A 17,585-nucleotide genomic window follows, 5' to 3' on the forward strand; every position below is an offset into this window, starting at 1 on the left:
CGAGGCCCCGCCGGGTGCGGCGGGGCCTCGCGAAACGGGATCAGGCGGTCGGGAAGTTGTCCGGCGTACGGATGCGGTCGCGGATCAGGGCGCCCGACTCGGTGAGCACGCCCGGGCCGGTGTAGGTGCTCCCGGCACAGGTGCCCGGCCGCAGTGCGGCGCTGCCCTCGGCCTTGTCCGAGTAGGTCCAGTTCGCGTAGCTGATCTTCAGGCGGTCCAGCAGGTCGAGCCAGGCGTTGCTGCTGGCGACGTCGACCCCGCCGTCACCGGTGTAGTCCACCGTGCCGAACTCGGTGACGAACAGCGGCAACCGGGCGGCGGCCCGCTCCACCTCGGCCCGGTAGTTGTCCCGGTGGGACGCGGCGTAGAAGTGGAACGTGTACATCACGTTGGTCGCGTTCACCGGGTTGTTGATGACCTCGTTGGCGTTGGAGCCGTCGGAGACGCCCAGCGAGGACCAGCCGCGGGTGCCGACCACGACCACCGCGTCCGGGTCGTTGGCGCGGATCACCGGGATGACCTGCTCGGCGTAGCTCTTGATGGTCGCCCAGCTGACGCCGTTGGGCTCGTTGGCGATCTCGTAGATGACGTTCTTCTTGGCGGCGTTGCGGGCGGAGACGGCGGCGAAGAAGGTCTTGGCCCGGGCGAGGTTGTGCATCGGGTCGCCCGGCGTCAGGGTGTGGAAGTCGATAAGCGCGTACATGCCGCGCTGCTCGGCCTCGTCGACCAGGGCGTTGACCCGGTTGGTGAAGCCGGCCGGGTCGGTCTCGTAGCCGTCCTCCTGGACGTACATGGCGATCCGCAGCAGGTCGGCCCGCCAGTCGTCGGCCAGCGCGTCGAGGGAGGCGTCGTTGTAGCAGCGGGCGAACCACTGGATGCCGTGGGTGCTCATGCCACGCAACTGGATCGGCCGGCCGTACTGGTTGCACAGGTTGGCCCCACACACCCGCAGCTGGCCGTTGATCGCGACCGGCGTCTGACCGCCCGGCGGCGGGGTCGTGGGCGGCGGGGTGGTCGGTGGCGGGGTCGTGGGCGGCGGCGTGGTGGGCGCCGGCGGGGTGGTCGGCGTGGTCGCGCCCGTGCAGGCGGTGCCGTTCAGGGTGAACGCCGTCGGCGCAGGGTTGGCGGCGCTCCAGGTGCCGTTGAACCCGATGCTGGTCGACGCGCCGGTCGCCAGCGCGCCGTTCCAGCTCACGTTGCGCGCGGTGACGGCGGCGCCGGCCTGGCTCCAGGTCGCCGACCAGCCCTGGCCGACCCGTTGGCCGGCGTCGGGGAAGGCGAAGCCGAGCGTCCAGCCGTCGACCGCGTCGCCCAGGTTCTTGATCGTGATGTTGGCGGTGAAGCCACCGGACCAGCTGCTGGTGGTGTAGGTGACGGCGCAGCCGGTGGCGGCCTGGGCGCTGGCGACCGGGACGGCGGCCGACGCCGCGACGGTCAGCGCACCGACCGCGCCGGCCATGACCAGGGTGCGCCGGGACGGGCGCGGTAGGAGCTTCATGCGGGTGCCTTCGCTTCCGATCGGTGGTGGGGGTGCCGGCAGCGCAGGGCGGCGGGACGCCACGTCCGCCCGACGGGTACGGCAGTTCGTACGCCGACGGCCCGCAGGCGGGTCGTCGCGCCGGGAGCCTCGCGACAGATCCCCGCCCACAGGCCCGGGAGCGCTCCCACTGACGGCAGCTTAGGCGCGCCCCGGGCTCCCCGCAACATGGACACCCGTCGACCTCTTACGCACGCGCGCCGGCCCCGGGGCGCGGACGCCCCGGGGCCGGTGTGCCGACGGTGTCGGTCAGAAGGTGGGAGCCAGGTAGAGCAGGCGGTTCGGGGAACCGGTGCCGGGGCTGGTGATCACGTTCGGGGTGGCCTGGCTGACGATGTACGAGTGGACCTGGGCGGGCGTCCAGCTCGGGTTGACGCTGAGCACCCGGGCGGCCGCGCCCGCGACGTGCGGCGAGGCCATCGACGTGCCGCTGATGGACGAGGTGGCGGTGTCGCTGGTGGACCAGGCCGACAGGACGCCCACGCCGGGCGCGAACAGGTCGGTGCAGGTGCCCCAGTTGGAGAACGACGCGCGGGCGTCGTTGCTCTGCGACGCGTTGACGGTCAGCGCCGTCGGGACGGAGGCCGGCGAGAAGTTGCAGGCGTTGGCGTTCGAGTTGCCGGAGGCCACCGCGTAGGTGATGCCGTCGGCGATCGAGTTCGCCACGGCGGTGTTCAGGGAGGCGTTGGTCGAACCGCCGAGGCTCATGTTCGCCACCGCCGGCTGGCCCGCCTGGTGGTTCGAGGTCACCCAGTTGATGCCGGCGATGACCTGCGCCCAGGTGCCGCTGCCCTGGCAGTTCAGCACGCGGACGGCCACCAGCCGGACGTCCTTCGCCACGCCGTAGGTGTTGCCGCCGACGGTGCCGGCGACGTGGGTGCCGTGGCCGTTGCAGTCGGCGGCCGGCAGCGCGTTGTCGATCGCGTCGTAGCCGTCGACGGCCTGGCCGGCGAAGTCGACGTGGGTGGTCCGGATGCCGGTGTCGATGATGTACGCCGTCACGCCGGCGCCGCTGCTGTTCCAGGTGTAGGTGCGGCTCAGCGGGAGGTTCCGCTGGTCGATGCGGTCCAGGCCCCACGGCGGGTTGTTCTGGGTGGCCGTCATCGTCACGGTGTGGTTCTGCTCGACGTAGGCGACGTCGGGGTGCGCGGCGAGGCGCTTGGCGGCCCGCTCGGAGAGCTTCACCTCGAAGCCGTTGAGCGCGTCTCCGTAGACGTGCCCGACACTGCCGCCGAAGCGGGCGGCGAGCGAACCGGCGGTGCTCTTCACCTCGCCCTGCCGGGTGCCGGCGCGGCCGCCGACGCTGGTGTCCTTGAGTACCACGATGTAGCTGTCGGCCACGGCGGTCGCGCCACCGGCGCTGAGGATCTCGCCGGTGGCCGAGGCCGCCGCCGGTGCGCCGAGCATGGTGGTGACCATGGCGGCGCTGGCGAACACGCTGGCCGCAGCGGCGAGGGTACGCCGATGAGTGCGAGGGAGTGTCATCTCCCGGTCCTCCTACTGTGGTGGCCCCCGGGTGGCTCGTGGCGCACCCGACAGGCGGTCTGGACGATGAGCAAACCTTAGCCGCCACATTCATGATCGTGAATTTTGTTGATGTTCACGATATGAGGAAGATGTTGAGAAGCATTGGTCGTGAATGCCTTGCGTGAAAAGGGATTCCATTGAGATACGTCGACTTTGCTGGTTGACTGTCGGGGGAGCACCGGGCCGTCACACATTGACCTCTACCTGTGACAGGAGTTCCTCCACCATGCTCCGAAGGCCCCTGCTCCACGCCCTGCTCGCCGCCCTGGCGGCGGTCCCCCTCACCCTCGCCGCCGGGCTCACCGCCCCCTCCCCCGCGCTGCCGGCGGTCGCCGCGCCCGTACGGGTGATGCCGCTGGGCGACTCGATCACCGGCTCTCCCGGCTGCTGGCGCTCCGTGCTCTGGAACCGCCTCCAGGCCACCGGCCACACCGACGTCGACTTCGTCGGCACGCTCGGCCCGCAGGGCTGCGGTCAGCCCCACGACGGCGACAACGAGGGGCACGGCGGCTACCTGGTGACCAACGTGGCCAACCAGAACCTGCTGCCGGGCTGGCTCGCCGCCACCCGGCCCGACATCGTGCTGATGCACTTCGGCACCAACGACGTGTGGAGCAACATCCCGCCCGCCACGATCCTCGCCGCGTACGGCAGGCTGGTGGACCAGATGCGGGCCAGCAACCCGGCGATGAGGGTCCTCGTCGCAAAGATCATCCCCATGGCGCCGCCCACGTGCCCGGAGTGCGGCCAGCGGGTGACCGCCCTCAACGGCGCGATCGACGGCTGGGCGGCGGCGACCGGCACCCCCGCCTCGCCGGTGGTGGTGGTCGACCAGTGGACCGGGTTCAGCACGGCCACCGACACCTACGACGGCGTGCACCCGAACGCGGCCGGCGACCAGAAGATGGCCGACCGCTGGTACCCGGCCCTGGCCGCGGCGCTGGGCGGCGTCACTCCGACGCCCACCGCCAGCCCGACGCCCACCGCCAGCCCGACGCCGACGCCCACCGGTCCGGCCGGCGGCTGCGCCGCGAGCCATCGCGTGGTGGGCCAGTGGCAGGGCGGCTTCCAGGGCGAGGTGACGGTACGCAACTCCGGCGCCGCGCCGATCTCCGGATGGACCGTCCGCTTCGCGTTCACCGACGGCCAGCGGATCAGCCAGTCCTGGAACACCCGGCTGACGCAGGACGGCGCCGAGGTCACCGCCCGCCACGTCGACTGGAACGGCGCCCTCGCCCCCGGCGCGCAGGCCACCTTCGGCTTCCTCGGCAGCACCACCGGGGGCGCCGCCACCACGACGGTGACCTGCGCGCCCGCCTGACCACCGCCACACCCGTACGCCGCACCGGCGCGGTCGGCCCGGACGCCTGAACAGGCGTCCGGGCCGGCAGTCGCCGTCTTCCTAGCCGAATGTCGGCTACATCTCGGCTCACAAATGAGTGACCTTGATCACACTCCCGGGCGCGGCACGCCCAGCGGGCCACACCCGGGGCGGCACAACGGAATTCCCTTCCGGCGGCCCGGATCCACGCGGTCCGCACCCCCCGGACGTTCGGGCATCTCGCCACGTACTGACCCGTAACTCGTACGTAGAGTCACGCGTGACGCCGTCGGTACCGAACTGTGCCTCTATCGAATTCAGCCGCCCATCGTCACGGTTTGCGGCGCTCACTACCCTGATCCCTGATCCCGTGCCTGGGCACACGTCGACAGCGATAAGGGCTTCACATGAGCGACAGTTACCCTCCGTACGGAGGGCAGCAGCCGGACCCGAACGTCACCCCCTGGAGCGGGCCGCCGGCCCCGCAGCAGGGCGGGTACCCGGGTTACGGGCAGCCAGCGCAGGCGCCGCAGTTCGGCGCTCCCTTCCCGCCGCCGAAGAAGTCGAACAAGGGCCTGGTCATCGGACTGGTCGCCGGCGCGGTGGTCCTCGTGCTCGCCATCTGCGGCGCCGGCATCGGCCTCGTGCTCGTCAACGGTGACGACGACGAGCCCACCATCGTCGCGACCGGCGGTCCCAGCCCCGACGCCGGCACCAGCAGCACGCCGGGCACGGACGCCTCCCCCACCCCCGGGCAGCAGGAGACGCAGGAGCCGAGCAACAACGCGGTCACCGCCCGCTACTCCAGCGACCTGTCCAACGTCTGCGACGGCGGCCAGATCCTGAACGCGGCCACCTACAACGGCCCGTCCGGCGCCAAGGCGTACACGTTCTCGAACAACCCCGACCGGCCGAACTTCTGGTCGTCGAAGTCGGTCGCCTCGAACAAGCCGTACTACGCCAAGAGCGCCGACTTCCAGACGGTGTCCGTGGTCGGCTGCCTCAAGTTCGTCGAGGGCAGCGAGGGCGCGCCGAAGAAGTGCCAGTACAAGGACAGCGCCGGCAAGCAGGTCACCATCGACTACATCTCGTCGCGCTACACCCTGACCTTCTACGCCGCGAAGACCGGCGAGAAGATCGGCGACGGCGGCACCATCAGCGCCCCGGCGGCGCGCTGCCCGAGCTTCATCTCGTACAACAAGACCACCATGAAGTCGCACGCGGCGCCGGACTCCGGCAGCATCGAGGCGGCCCTGGACAAGTTCCTGTCCTGAGCGGCACGGTCGACGGTGGGGAGGGACGGTGATCCGTCCCTCCCCACCGTCGTCCGCGCGGGGACGAGCCGTCGTCAGTCCGCGCCGGTGACGTCGAGGACCAGCTCGCTGACGTGATGGTCCGGGCCGGTGCCCGGCGCCATCGGGTCGGGCAGCGCCTCGTCGAAGGAGATCCCGGTGGTACCGGGCCGACGGACCGCGGCGACGAGACCCTGGACCAGGAACCAGCTGTCGAAGTCGAGATAGATCGGCTTGTGCCACTTGTTCCCCGCCCAGTAGGCCCCGGCCGGTCCGACCGCCGGGAGGGGCTCGTCGCCGGAGTCGTCGCGGGAGACCCGGAAGAAGACCCGCCGGGGCAGCTGCTCCGCCCGCCGCCACTGCGCCAGCCGTAGCAGGAAGCGGCCGTCGCTCTCGTGGGGCCGCGGCACGGGTACCCGGTCGGCGGTCAGATGGGTCCGGGACCGGCGGAGGGTGAGCCGGCCCGCGACGAGCCGGGGCCAGTCGCGCCGCCCGTCCCCGGTGCCCACCGTCCGCACCCCGACGACCGGCGGCACGGGCAGGTGCGACGGAAACTCGCCGGAGAGCGTCATCAACAGTTGGGCGAACATCGGCAGGTAGGCCGTCGCCCCCATGCCGGTGTGCACGACACGCACGAAGCGCCGGTGCGCCACCGACCAGAGCGCCAGCAGCCCGCTCTCCTCGTCGTGCCGCACGACCAGGTCACCGACCGCCAACCGTCGGGGCGCGCCCGGCCCGGGCGGCAGGTACGGAACGTCGACGATCTCGTACGGCAGCCGGGGACGGTGATCGTTGATCGACATCCCGAACCGGTTGCGCAGGCCGGCGTAGATCGGGCCGCTGCCGTCGTCGGCGATCAGCCCCGTTCCGGGCACACCGGCGAGGTGATCGATGCGGGCCCGCAGCGAACCGAATCCGGTCCGGACCGAGTTGACCACCGCCCTGGGCCCGCCGGCGTCCTCGCCGGTGAACTGGAGCAGCACGCCGATCGATCGCAGCGGCGGGATCCAGGCGGGGTAGGCAGCGGCTGCCTCCCGCAGCGCCTGCGGCTCGACGTTGACCTGCGATCGGGCCACGCCCGGCTCGCCCGACGCCAGCGGGAAGGGGGCGAGGGCACCGGCGGCGGAGCGCAGCACGCCGCCCAGGCGTCGCACCGACGCGAACGGGCTCTGCCCCCGCCAGGAGGGCATCGTCGGGGCGAGCCAGCGACGCAGCTCCTCGCCGGCCTCACCGTCGGCGCCGAGGGTCGCCTGGAAGTCGCGGTAGACCTCGAGCACCGGCACGGCTCCCCGGGCGGCGACGCGGTCACCGAAGATCTCGGTGAGCGCCAGCCTGACCGGGAGCAGGGGCGACCAGGGGGCGAGCCACCGCCGCAGCGCGTCGAGGTCGTCGAGGACGGGTTGCCAGGCGGCGACGGAACAGGTCCCCAGCGGCTCCGCCGAGACCACCGTGTCGCGCACGTGGATGCCGGCGACACTGGTGAACACCGCCTGTCGCCGGTCGTCCGCGCCAACGTGCGCCGTGAGCCCGTGGATCCGAGCGACCAGCCCCGCGCGGTGGTCACCGTAGGCCACCGGGTCGTCGGTGGACGGCCGTACCGCCAGGGCGTCGGCGAGGGCGGTCAGGTCGGCGGCCAAGGCGGCCCCGGCGCCGGCATGCTCGGCCACGGCGCTGCCGACGGTGCGCTCGGCGAGCCAGGCGGCCGGCGCGGCGGGCACGTCCTCGATGCACGGGACCGGCAGGGCCCGCACGACGAGGCCGTTGCGGAACAGGTGGTCGAGGAAGGTGTCGACCTGGTCGTGCAGGCGGGCGTCGCCGTCGGCGAGGCGGTTCCGCAGCTCCCGGCGGGGCAGCCCGTGCGGTTCCGGGCCGAGCAACGCGAACAGTCTCCGCACCGACGGGCGGGCGGGCACCGCGCAGAGCGCCTCCGAGCCTGCGGAGGGGAGGTAGAGGACGCGCTCGTCGGAGACGTGGGCGGTCGGGTTGAGCGTCAGTGGCGCCTCGTCCCGCACGGCGGGGTGCCCGACGACGAGATTGGCGATCTCCTCGCGCAGGTAGGCGTAGGACAACTCGAACGCGCCGCGACCGGCTCCCGGCCGGACGGCCAGGGCGGGCCCGTACGGGACCCACTCGACCGGCCCGCTGGTCAGGAAGGCACTGAGCGGGCTGGTCTTCGCCGACGCGCGGGCCAGGTAACGGGCGATGCTCAGCGTGGTCCTGGCCCGGGGGATCCGGTGCGGCTGACCGGTCCACTTCTCCAGTTCGGCGGCGAGGGTCGGGCTCGTGCCCCCGAGCGCGACCCGGAAGGCCGGGTCGGTGGCGGCCTTCACCAGGGCGGCCCGCCGCTGCTCGTGCTCGGCGGCGAGGAGCGCGTCGACGGCCTCCTCGGCGGCCCCGAGGGCCGCGAGGTCGCCCGACCAGCGTGAGACCGCCGCCGCGAGTGCCGCCGGCAGGTGGCCGACGACCTCGGGCGTCCACTCCCGGCCGGCCGGGCGCCGGCCGGCGTGCAGGGCGCGGCGCAGGCCGACGATCCGCGGTCGCAGGGCGGACCCGGCCGGAAGCTGACCGACCACCGCGTGCAGCGCGTCGGCGAGGTCCCGGCCCCGCCGGGCGACGTCGGCCCCCAGTCGTACGGCCTCGTCGACCCCCCGCGCCGTACGGGGAAACCGCAACGCGTCGAGGACGGCGACCGGCAGCGCGGCGCGGCGCAGGACCGCGGATGTCCGCGCCGGTGCCGCGCGCCGGCTCACCGCGACTCCCGCCGAACGGTGCCGGGAACGGCTCCGGGCCGGTGAGAGACCGCCGTGATGTGTGCTGTCATCAGTACTGGAAGTAGCACGCGGAACCGCAGCTGCATGCCTGGATCACCGGGGAGTAGTGCCCGGAGGCGCCGTGCTCGGGCATACCGTGCCCGGCGGTCAGGGATTCCACCTCCAGTCCTTCGGTCGACAATTCAAAGACGTCGACCGGCAGGTCGCTGATCGCGTAATCCGGACCGCTCATCTCTTTTTTCATCTTGCCTCCTCCTGATTGTTTTCCGGCCATGACGGGCCCCGGCCCGGCGAGGGTGATACGAAGCCTCCGGGGCGTCCAGGACTGGCGTTGCACACCCGGCGGGCACCGGCGGAACGGGTCCGGTCGAGCGAACTCCCGCCCGACCGGACCCGCCTCAGCGCGTCACCGGCGCACTGTCGGTGCACCGTCGGCGAAGCGGACGACCCGATGCGGTCACCAGACCTCGTGACACGAGCCCGAGCTGCACGCGCACTGCCCGCAGCTGCACGCCAGCACCATGGAGTTGCACGCGTTCGATCCGCCGTGCTCCACCATGCCGTGACCGGCCGTCAGCGACTCGACCTCCAGGCCGGCGGTCGACAGCTCGAAGACGTCCACCGGCAGGTCGCTGATCGCGAACTCCGGCGAGTGCTCGTTCATCGCCATTTCATTCCCCTTTCCCACTTCCGGGAATCCGTAGCCGATTCCGGTGCGCACATCCTGGCAGCCGACCTCACGGTCGTCCATGCGCGCGTTGAACGCCGGAAGGAAACCGCCGGACACGCCGAAGAAAGGGCCCCCGATATCGAATGGGAGCCCTTCCAGGGTGATTCCGGCCGTCAGGGAAAGGGGTGCGGATGCGGATTGATGTCGTCGTCGGCGAGGAGCTTGTCCGTGAGCCCCCACCGGCGGCGGGCCTCCCGCAGGCGCGGCAGATCCGTACGGCGGTAGCGGTGACCGAAGGTCATCGACAGCGTGCCCGGGACGAGGACCTTCGCCGCGTGCAGGCCCGTGTGCCGCAACTCCTCCGGCGTCTGGTCGAAGACGACCACGTCCATCCCGAGCCGGACGTAACGGTCGACGACGGCGCGCGTCAACGCCCCGATGTCGTCGTGGTCGAAGTCGCCGGTGTCGACGCCGACCGCGCCGATGCCCCGGGTGGGCGTACGTCCGGTGAGGAACGACAGCCGCGACGCGGCCCCCGGGTCGTAGTAGAGCACCTGGTGGTCCTCCATCTCCCGCACCGCCGCGGGATCGTCGACCATGCGGGCCGCCCGCGCCAGGACGTCCGGGTCGGCGGACTGCTGCACGGCCCCGATCAGGGTGCCGCCGAGCTCCGCCAGCGCGGCCCGGGTCGCCCGTTCGCCGCTCACGTGGGCACCCGCCGTGCAGACCAGGGCCGCGCCGGTGGACCCGGCCGGGGCGGTGGCCAGCGCCCAGACCGCCGGGATGCCCTGCTCGGCCGTCATGTCGAACAGCCGGATCCGGTAGCCGGTCTCCGCCCGCAGCGACGCCACCTGCAACGCCGCCTCGACGTCCAGCGTGCCGAGGTCGATCTCGGGCAGGGGCAGCCGCGCGTACCAGGCCAGCAGGAAGGCGTCGCGCTCGGCGACCTCCAGCGTCCCGTAGAGGACTGCCTCCTCCAGGCTGCTGCCCAGGGCGCAGCCGTTGGAGATCTCGTAGACGAAGCCGTGGCCGTCCGGCCCGTGCGGGTAGTTGCCGTAGTAGGCGAGCGTCTCGGGGATGAGCAGGGGACCCTGCCGCAGGAACGACCAGCCCCAGGTCCAGCGGTAGGCGCGATCCGGGTCGAAGGGCTCGAACACGACGTCGGGTTCGGCGTACGCCTCGGCCGGGTGCAGCCCGAGGGTACGCGGGTCCAGGGCCCGGTCGGCGAGGTCGTGGTACGAACCCACCGTGACCGACCGGCGGTCCCCCGGCACGGCCGAGAAGCGTTCCAGGGCCTCCAGCAGTGCGGTGGCCCGGCTCGCCCGGCGTTGCGGCGCCCGCCCGTAGCCGTTGCGGTCGCCGACGCTGCCCGCCAGCTCCGCCACGGTGAGGATCTGCCCGCCGATGGTGTGGTCGGCGAGCTTGCGCACGACGCCGGTACGCGGGTCGACGTAGGTGTCCACCAGGGCGTCCAGCTCGGCGACGAGGTCGCGACCCCGAGGGCTGCCCGGCCGGTGGGTCGGGATCACGCGCCGGTCGGCGAGCGCGTGGTCCGGCTCGTCGACCCACTCCGGCCCGCACACCTCGCACCGGGGGTACGGCAGCATCCGGTGCACCGTGACCGTCAGCTCGCGCAGGTCGACCTCCACGATCGCGGCGCGGCTGCGCGGCACCCGCCCCTCGGCGTGGGCGCGCAGGTCGTCGGCGACCAGCGCCGCCGCCACGGTGGCCGCCTCCCGGGTGAGCAGCGGGGACGGCTCGGCCAGCCGCGCGGCGTGCCGGTGCCGGACCTCGATCTCGCCGCGCTGCGTGGGGTTGGCCAGCCCTCGACGCCGCTCGGCGCAGCGGGCGCAGCCCCGTTCCCCCGCGACCTCCCACGGCCCGATGACGAGCCGGTTCAGCTCGGCCCGGACCGGCAGGACCGGTCCTCCGGCCCGCCGCCGCAACTCGTCGGTGACCAGGGGCACCCAGCCGTCCGCCGTGACGACGACCGGCCCGGCCGGCAGCCTCCCGTCCGGTCCGGCCACCCGGGGCGTCACCCCGGCACCGGCGGCGACCGCCTCCGCGATCAGCCCGGTGCCGAGCACCGACACCGTCGTCCGGTCAGCCATTGACGATCACCACCTTCATCGGGTTGGCGGCGATCGCGGCGACCGCCGGGTCGTGGTCGAGCGGCACGACGACCGCGCGTCGTCCGGTCGCGGCGAGGCCGGCCACGGCGGCGGCGACGTCGAACCCGACGTCCACCGGCACCGGCGTCCCCGCACGGGTAGCGTCGGCGGCCGGTGGCCGGTAGCGGCCACCGTGGACCAGTTCCTGCACCACGAACGCCACCTCCAGCAGCCCCTGCCGCCAGGCGTCCACCCCGACGCCGCTGGCGCGGGCCACCGTGACGCCGTCGCGACGGAAGGAGAGTGCGGTGACGCCGTACCGACCGCCGTGGTCGTGCACCTGCGGCACCTCACCGAACTCCGTCAGGAGCGTGAGACACCGTCGGCCGACGTCGTCGAGGTCCGTGGCCTCGACGCCGACGGGCCGCCCCGCCGCGTCATCGGTCAGCTCCGGGTCGTACGACCAGTGGCTGGCCAGGCCGCGGGCGACCGCCGCGTCCCACGAGGGCCCGAAGCCCTCACCGAGCCCGACCGGCGCCGCCCCGGCGCCCGCCACCCGCGTGAAGACCGTGGCGACCGGCACCGGCAGCACGGTCCCGCTGGCGAGGTCGAGCCCGTACACGTGGCCGTCCGGCAGCCCCGCGCGGAGCAGCCGGTGCAGGTCGTCCGCCTCGGCGTCGCCGGGCGCGAGCGGGCGGCCGGCCCCGTCGACCAGCCGGCGCGGGTCGACCATCAGGCCGGCGTACCGGGTCAGGGCGCGCCGGGCCGCCTCGACGCGGGCGGTCGGATAGTCGAAGGCCACGGCGCGGACCGCCGCGCCGGCGGCGTCGCATCCCAGCCCCCGGGCCAGCGGGTCGCGGGCCTGCGCCCGCGCGACCGTGAGCGGGCTCTGCGCGACGGCGTCGTCGGGCAGGTACCGGAAGGGGCCGAGGGTGTCGTCGGCCGCGCGCACGGCGGACGTGGAGAAGTCGCCGTCGGCGACGGCCGGCGATCCGCGCAGCGCGGCGACCCGGGCGAGGAGACCGTCGGGGTCGGGCGCGGCGACGGGGGCGCAGAACGGGTGCGGCAGGCAGTGCAGCCGGCGGGTGACCAGGTCGGGGCCGAGCCGGGCGACCTTCCCGGCCCGCCGCGGGTCGCCGGTGTCGGTCACCCAGCCGAACGCGGCGCGGACGAGTTGGGCGACCGCCACCGTCCGGTGCACCTCGGCGATCGGGGTCGCGGTCTCCGGGGCCTCGGGCAGCCGGGCCAGCAGCGAGGACGGCGCCGGGGCGGCGTCCCCGCCGGAGTCGGGCAGCAGCACCGGCGTCAGCCACACGTCCGCCCCGTCGAGCAGGGCGTACGCGGCGACCGCGCCCCGCCGCCGGGCCAGCCGCTCGACCCGCCGGTGGCTCTCCACGTCGGCGGCGCCGGTCACGTGCAGCAGCAGGTCGACCGGGAGGTCGTCGGCGGGCGGGTCGTCGACAGCGGTGTGCGTGCGCACGTTCACGGCGCCGCAGCGGCGCAGCGCGTCCGCGACCGCCGTCGCCCAGTCGTCGTCGGCGACCACCACGACGGCGAGCCGACGGAACCGGGCCAGCGCGGCCCCGGCGGGTACGCCGTGGGCAGCCAGGTAGGACAGCTCGGCGGCGTCGGCGCTCGGCGGGTCCGCGATCGCCGGGCTGTCGCCGTCCGACACCTCCCGGACCAGGCCGGCCTCGCACAGGCGGGTAATCAGCGACGTCGCCATCGCGGCGTGCGCCTCGGGCAGCCCCGAGGTGATCTCCTCGACGGAGAACCGCCCGTCCAGCCGGGGCGCCAGCGCCTCGATCCAGCGGGCGACGGACGGGCCGGTCAGCGAGACCGGTCCGTCCAGCGTCAGGATGTGCGCCCCGGAGGGGGTCGGTGCCACGTAGACGTGGTCGCGCAGCCGTAGTTTCCGCACACGGGCTCCTATCGCGATGGCTGGGCGACGGTGCCCAGGGTGAACTCGCCGACGACGTCCTCGACGAGCGGGTCGACGCCGGTGAGGTGGGTGAAGGCGTGCGGCGCACCGGCGCCGAGGGCGCAGCCGCCGAGCCCCATGGCGGTCGCCGCGAGGTACATCGTCTGGACGAGCACGCCGAGGTTCTTGAGCACGAGCGCGTACGCCATGCCCTCGTACTTCCACATGAGCCGGCCGAACCGGGCGGTGACGACGAGCAGTGCCTGCGGGGTGCGCTCGGCCCCGGCGCTGTCCCGGGCGGCGTGCAGCAGCCGGCGGGAGGCGCCGTCGGGCGGCCGGACCAGACCGAGCGCGTGGTCGTGCCCGTCGTAGTGGTAGGTGCCCGCCGCCAACCCCGCCACCCGGTCGGCGACCAGGTACACCTCCAGCTCGTGCAGGCCACCACCGCTCGGGTACGGGCGGGCGCGAAGGTCCACCCCGTCCAGGCCGCCGGCCCCCACGGTCCGCGCGCAGCGGAACAGGAACTCGGCGAGCTGCTCGATGGTGATCGGCTGCCCGTCGTGGTGTTCCCGCGCGGAGCGGCGCGCCTCCAGGACGGCCGTCAGGGTCGGGTCGTCGCGCCGCAGCCGGTCCAGGTCGGGGCGGGGCAGCGCGACGACGGGCCGGCGCGCGGGGGGCCGGGCGGGCGGTGGCGGCGCGTACGCCCGGCCCCAGTAGGTGGCCCCGTAGCGCTGCCCGACGCCGATGCCCCGGCTGCGCCGGTGGAACTCCAGGTCCACCGGCGACCACTGCCGGACGTGGAAGTCGTGGTCCTCGTCGCCGGCCACCACGAGGCCGGCCCAGCACAGGTCACGCCGCAGCCGCTGCCACGCGGCGGCGTCCACGCCGGGTGCGGGCCGCTCCGTCGCGGGGTCGGCCAGCACGGCGGCCGTCGCCGGCTCCCGCACGAGCACCTCGGCCCACGCGCGGGGCGAGGTGACCCGCAGCCCGCCGTCGGACGCGGCGGTGATCGAGGTGAACCGGGACAGCCGCAGCCCCGGGGGCACGTCGTCCGGCTCCGGCCGGTCAGGGCGGTGCCGCGGGTCCAGGGTGTGCACGGGGCCGCCGGGACCGTGGGTCGTCACCCGCAGCCAGCCCTCTCGGCGCAGCCGGGCGATCAGCGGGGCGGCGGACGGGGCGAGCGCGTCGGCACGCTGCTCCACCGCCGCCAGCGCGCGCACCACCCCGATTTCCTGCGCGGTCACCGGCTCGTGGTCGGGCAGCCCGACCAGGTGGGTGCCCGCGGCGGTACGCACCATGGACACCCCGGCGCGCAGCCGCAGCGTCTCCCACCGGTCCTGGCTCACGCCGGGCTGCCCAGCGCCCGGACCACGTCCACGGCGGTGCGGCCGGCCCGGGCCTCCGCCGCGCCGGCGACCAGGTGGCAGAGGAAGTAGCGGTTCTCCGGAGTCAGTCCCATCCTGGTGAACTGCAGGTACATCAGGTTCAGCGAGAGCCGGAAGAGCGCGAACTCCACGGACGGCCGCACCACGGTGAGCCAGTGGTCGTTCTCGGCGAGGGCGCGGTGGAACTGGCTGAGCTCGCGGAACCGGGTCCTCACCTCGTCGGTTGCCGTGCTGTCGTCCGCGCCCGCGCCGAGCGGCAGCAGGCCCCGCTCGTGCAGCCCGCGGCCCCGCGCCTGGTAGCGCTCCAGCACCGCGACGAACGACGCCGGGCCGTACGGAGCCGACGCGTCGGCCCCGGCCAGGACGGCGGCGAGGCGGGCCTCCAGCGCCGCCGCGTTCGCCCGGTAGTGCGCGTCCCACGCCCGGCGCCGTCGCCCGCCGTCGGCGGCCTGGGCCAGGTGCGCCTCGGCGTGGGAGCGGTAGCTGAGGTGTCCCGCTCCGGGGCCGTCGATCCCGGGCCCGATCAGCGTGACCATGGTGTCGAAGACCGCCGCGTGCAGGTTCCCGCCGGCCACCACGTCGGCGAGGACCGCGAACGCGTGGTCGTTCGTGTCGGTCAGGAAGTCCGCCGTCAGCGCCGACGCCTCGGCGGTGCCGTGCACGGCCACCCGGTCGTCGTAGCGGTCGACGTGCCACGAGTTGTCGGGACGCCAGGGCGTCAGTGGCCCGTCCTCCAGTTCGAGCCGGGCCAGCCGGCGGTGCAGGGGAAGCACCGCCTCGACGTCGACCTCGACCGTCGGCAGCCCCGGCAGGTACGGGTCGAGCACCGATGCGGTGAGCGGGACGACGACCTCGCGCAGGGCGCGGTCGTCGGCGTCGACGTGCAGCCGGACGTGCGGCCCCCGGCGCCAGTGCCGGGTGAACCAGCTGCGGTGGCCGTGCACGGCGAGCGCGCGGGACAGGGGCCGGGCGGCCTCGACGAGCAGCCGGTCGGTCGCCGTGCCGTGGTGGTGCACGTGGATGCTCTGCCACGACGTCGCGGTCACGCCGGTCTCCCCTGGGTCGTGCGGTCGACGAACGCGCGGTCGACGAGATGCCGCAGCTCCCGCTCCCCGGGCACGGCCACGCCGAGGCGGTTGCAGGTCAGGTGGGCGCAGGTGTCGACGACGCGCCACCGGAGGGTCGGGTCCTCGATCCGCGCGGCCAGGGTGGCGATCGCCCCGGCCCACGTGCCGAGGGTGCCGGTAGGCCCGTCGGGCGGCGCCTGGGCGAGCAGCCCCATCCGGCCGACCAGTTCGCCCAGCACGTGCCGCTGCCGGTGGTAGCGCTCGGCCACGGCGCTCGACGGGGTGCCGGTGGCGTCCGTCGCGGCGACGCCGTCCGCCGCCAGCGGAGCGGCCGTGGGGCAGAGCCACCTGCTCAGCGCCAGCACGGCGACCGCCGCCGTGGTGCGCTGGTTCGCGGTCGCGCCGGCGGTCAGCAGCCGCAGGACGGTGTCGCTGCACGTGACGAAGTGGTCCTCGGCGGCGTGCAGCGAGGCACCCGTGCCGTACCGGTGCGTCTCGGGCCGGTACGGCACGTGCGCGAAGGAGTTGTTCGGCCGGCGGGTCCGCTCGTAGTCGGCCATGCCCTCCGCCGCCGCCAGACCTGGCGCGTACCGGGCGTACTCCTCCTGGGTGAGCAGCGCCGGGGCCGGACGGCGGACGAGGAACGTCGCGGCCTCGTGCTCGACGATGGCGCGCACGTCGTCCTCCCGTCCGGCCCTGGGCAGGACCCGGATCCGCAGGTGCGGCCCGCCCTCCCAGTACCGCAGAAAGAACGTCCCGGCCGAGGCCCCTTCCGCGTCGAGCCGGGTCCGCAGCGCCGCGACCAGGTCGGTGACGACGACGTCGAGGTCGCCGTCGTGGAACACGTGCAGGCTCGTCCAGCGCCGCGGCGCCGGCTCCGCCCGGTCACCCCGCATGCGCCGTACGCTCCGGGTCGGCGAGGTGCTCGGCGAACGCCCGCCAGCTTCCGGCGCAGGCCACCGCGACGGCGTGCAGGGAGCCGCGGCAGTGGCCCGGCACCGCCTCCGCGATGGGTTCCGCCCGGGGAGCGAAGGCGAGTGTCGCGGACGCCAGCCGGAGCAGCGCCCGGCCCTGGTCCGTGTAGCGCAGCGACGGGTCCCGCGCGAGCACCGCCAGCCGCTCCCGGGCGGCGGAGGCCGGCTCGGCTCCCGGGCGCGCGGCACCCACTGCGGCGGTCGGCGCCGGATGCGCGTCGGCGGTGTCGCCCGCGGCGAGTTTGCGGCGCACGTCGAACGCCGTACCCACGGAGATGCCGGTGCGCCGCGCCACCTCGCGCAGGCTGACGTCGGGATGCCGCCGCATGATCTCCGCGGCCAGCCGCCGGCCGGCCGCCGCGGAGACCGGGTGGGAGCGGCCGTCGCGCCCCAGCCGGGCGTTCAGCCGACCATCGTCGTCGGTTGAACCCCGCCGCAGGGCGGCGACGGTCCGTGGGGCCACCCGGCACACCGAGGCGATCCACCGGTCGGACCAGTGTGGATGGGTGGCGAGGATGCGCCGCGCCGCCGCGGCGCGGTCCTGTGCCGGCAGCGGCATGCCGTGTGCGGCGTTGAGCCGTACCGCCGCCACGAAGGCGTCCGCGTCCGAGCCGTCGAAGTACACGACGGGCACGATCCGTTCGCCCCGGGTGCGGGCGGCAGCGAGCCGGTGCGCACCGTCGATCACCCGTCGCGACGACCGGTGCACCACGATCGGCGGAAGGTCGTCGGTGAGACCGGCGAGCCGCTGGACGTGGGCCGGGCTGATCCCGGTGAGGCGGGGAGACAGTCCGTCGCGCAGCGACTCGACCTCCGCCTGCTCGACCTCTTCCGACCTGACGGCGAACAGGTCCGCCGAGCGGCCCGCTCCCCCGTCGTGCCCGCGTTCTGGCTGTCCCGACATCGATGTCGCTCCGATTTCCTCGTCCTCGGCGGCTGGACGGCGGAACGATACGGCGGGCGGCGTACAGGCCCCGTACACGCGAGGTACAGCCGCCGGTCGGACGGG

13 protein-coding genes are annotated in these 17,585 nt (G+C 74.2%); 2 read left to right on the forward strand and 11 right to left on the reverse strand.

Going from position 1 to position 17,585, the window contains the following annotated elements; translation table 11 throughout:
• Positions 1 to 40: 40 nt before the first annotated feature.
• Positions 41 to 1,498, reverse strand: a complete 1,458-nt coding sequence (locus tag EV374_RS10455; RefSeq protein WP_132234041.1) for a cellulase family glycosylhydrolase — start codon at positions 1,496 to 1,498, stop codon at positions 41 to 43.
• A 288-nt stretch (positions 1,499 to 1,786) separates the two neighbouring features.
• Positions 1,787 to 3,022: a S8 family peptidase gene (locus EV374_RS10460; RefSeq protein WP_132234043.1), complete on the reverse strand. Its 1,236-nt coding sequence runs from the start codon at positions 3,020 to 3,022 to the stop codon at positions 1,787 to 1,789.
• Positions 3,023 to 3,290: 268 nt separating this feature from the next.
• On the opposite strand from EV374_RS10460, the gene EV374_RS10465 reads away from it, so the two are divergent.
• Positions 3,291 to 4,385: a cellulose binding domain-containing protein gene (locus EV374_RS10465; RefSeq protein ID WP_132234045.1), complete on the forward strand. Its 1,095-nt coding sequence runs from the start codon at positions 3,291 to 3,293 to the stop codon at positions 4,383 to 4,385.
• A gap of 407 nt (positions 4,386 to 4,792) precedes the next feature.
• The gene (locus EV374_RS10470) at positions 4,793 to 5,659 is read left to right on the forward strand and encodes a hypothetical protein (RefSeq protein ID WP_132234047.1); all 867 of its coding nucleotides are present in this window, start codon (positions 4,793 to 4,795) and stop codon (positions 5,657 to 5,659) included.
• A gap of 74 nt (positions 5,660 to 5,733) precedes the next feature.
• Here EV374_RS10470 and EV374_RS10475 read toward each other — a convergent pair whose 3' ends face one another.
• The 9 genes from EV374_RS10475 to EV374_RS10515 form a co-directional block, all read right to left on the reverse strand.
• Positions 5,734 to 8,427, reverse strand: a complete 2,694-nt coding sequence (locus EV374_RS10475) for a lantibiotic dehydratase family protein (RefSeq protein WP_132234049.1) — start codon at positions 8,425 to 8,427, stop codon at positions 5,734 to 5,736.
• Between the two features lie 70 nt (positions 8,428 to 8,497).
• Positions 8,498 to 8,692: a thiomuracin/GE37468 family thiazolyl RiPP peptide gene (locus tag EV374_RS10480; protein ID WP_132234051.1), complete on the reverse strand. Its 195-nt coding sequence runs from the start codon at positions 8,690 to 8,692 to the stop codon at positions 8,498 to 8,500.
• 213 nt (positions 8,693 to 8,905) lie between these two features.
• A complete protein-coding gene (locus tag EV374_RS10485; protein ID WP_192581497.1) occupies positions 8,906 to 9,118 on the reverse strand; it encodes a thiomuracin/GE37468 family thiazolyl RiPP peptide in 213 nt (70 codons plus the stop codon).
• Positions 9,119 to 9,291: 173 nt separating this feature from the next.
• Positions 9,292 to 11,229, reverse strand: coding sequence for a TOMM precursor leader peptide-binding protein (locus EV374_RS10490; protein WP_132234055.1), 1,938 nt, complete (start codon positions 11,227 to 11,229; stop codon positions 9,292 to 9,294).
• Positions 11,222 to 13,150 carry a hypothetical protein gene (locus EV374_RS10495; protein WP_132234057.1) on the reverse strand — a complete coding sequence of 643 codons (1,929 nt, stop codon included), beginning with the start codon at positions 13,148 to 13,150 and terminating at the stop codon, positions 11,222 to 11,224. Before EV374_RS10495 ends, EV374_RS10490 begins: the two co-directional genes overlap by 8 nt.
• 8 nt (positions 13,151 to 13,158) lie before the next feature.
• Positions 13,159 to 14,496, reverse strand: coding sequence for a SagB family peptide dehydrogenase (locus EV374_RS10500; protein WP_132234059.1), 1,338 nt, complete (start codon positions 14,494 to 14,496; stop codon positions 13,159 to 13,161).
• The gene (locus EV374_RS10505) at positions 14,493 to 15,581 is read right to left on the reverse strand and encodes a thiopeptide maturation pyridine synthase (protein WP_165947742.1); all 1,089 of its coding nucleotides are present in this window, start codon (positions 15,579 to 15,581) and stop codon (positions 14,493 to 14,495) included. Before EV374_RS10505 ends, EV374_RS10500 begins: the two co-directional genes overlap by 4 nt.
• Positions 15,578 to 16,498, reverse strand: a complete 921-nt coding sequence (locus EV374_RS10510; protein WP_132234063.1) for a thiopeptide-type bacteriocin biosynthesis protein — start codon at positions 16,496 to 16,498, stop codon at positions 15,578 to 15,580. Before EV374_RS10510 ends, EV374_RS10505 begins: the two co-directional genes overlap by 4 nt.
• Complete coding sequence (locus EV374_RS10515) at positions 16,488 to 17,480, reverse strand: ParB/RepB/Spo0J family partition protein (protein WP_165947743.1); 993 nt, start codon at positions 17,478 to 17,480, stop codon at positions 16,488 to 16,490. Before EV374_RS10515 ends, EV374_RS10510 begins: the two co-directional genes overlap by 11 nt.
• Between the last annotated feature and the right edge of the window lie 105 nt (positions 17,481 to 17,585).

The sequence above is a fragment of the Micromonospora sp. CNZ303 genome, assembly GCF_004345505.1.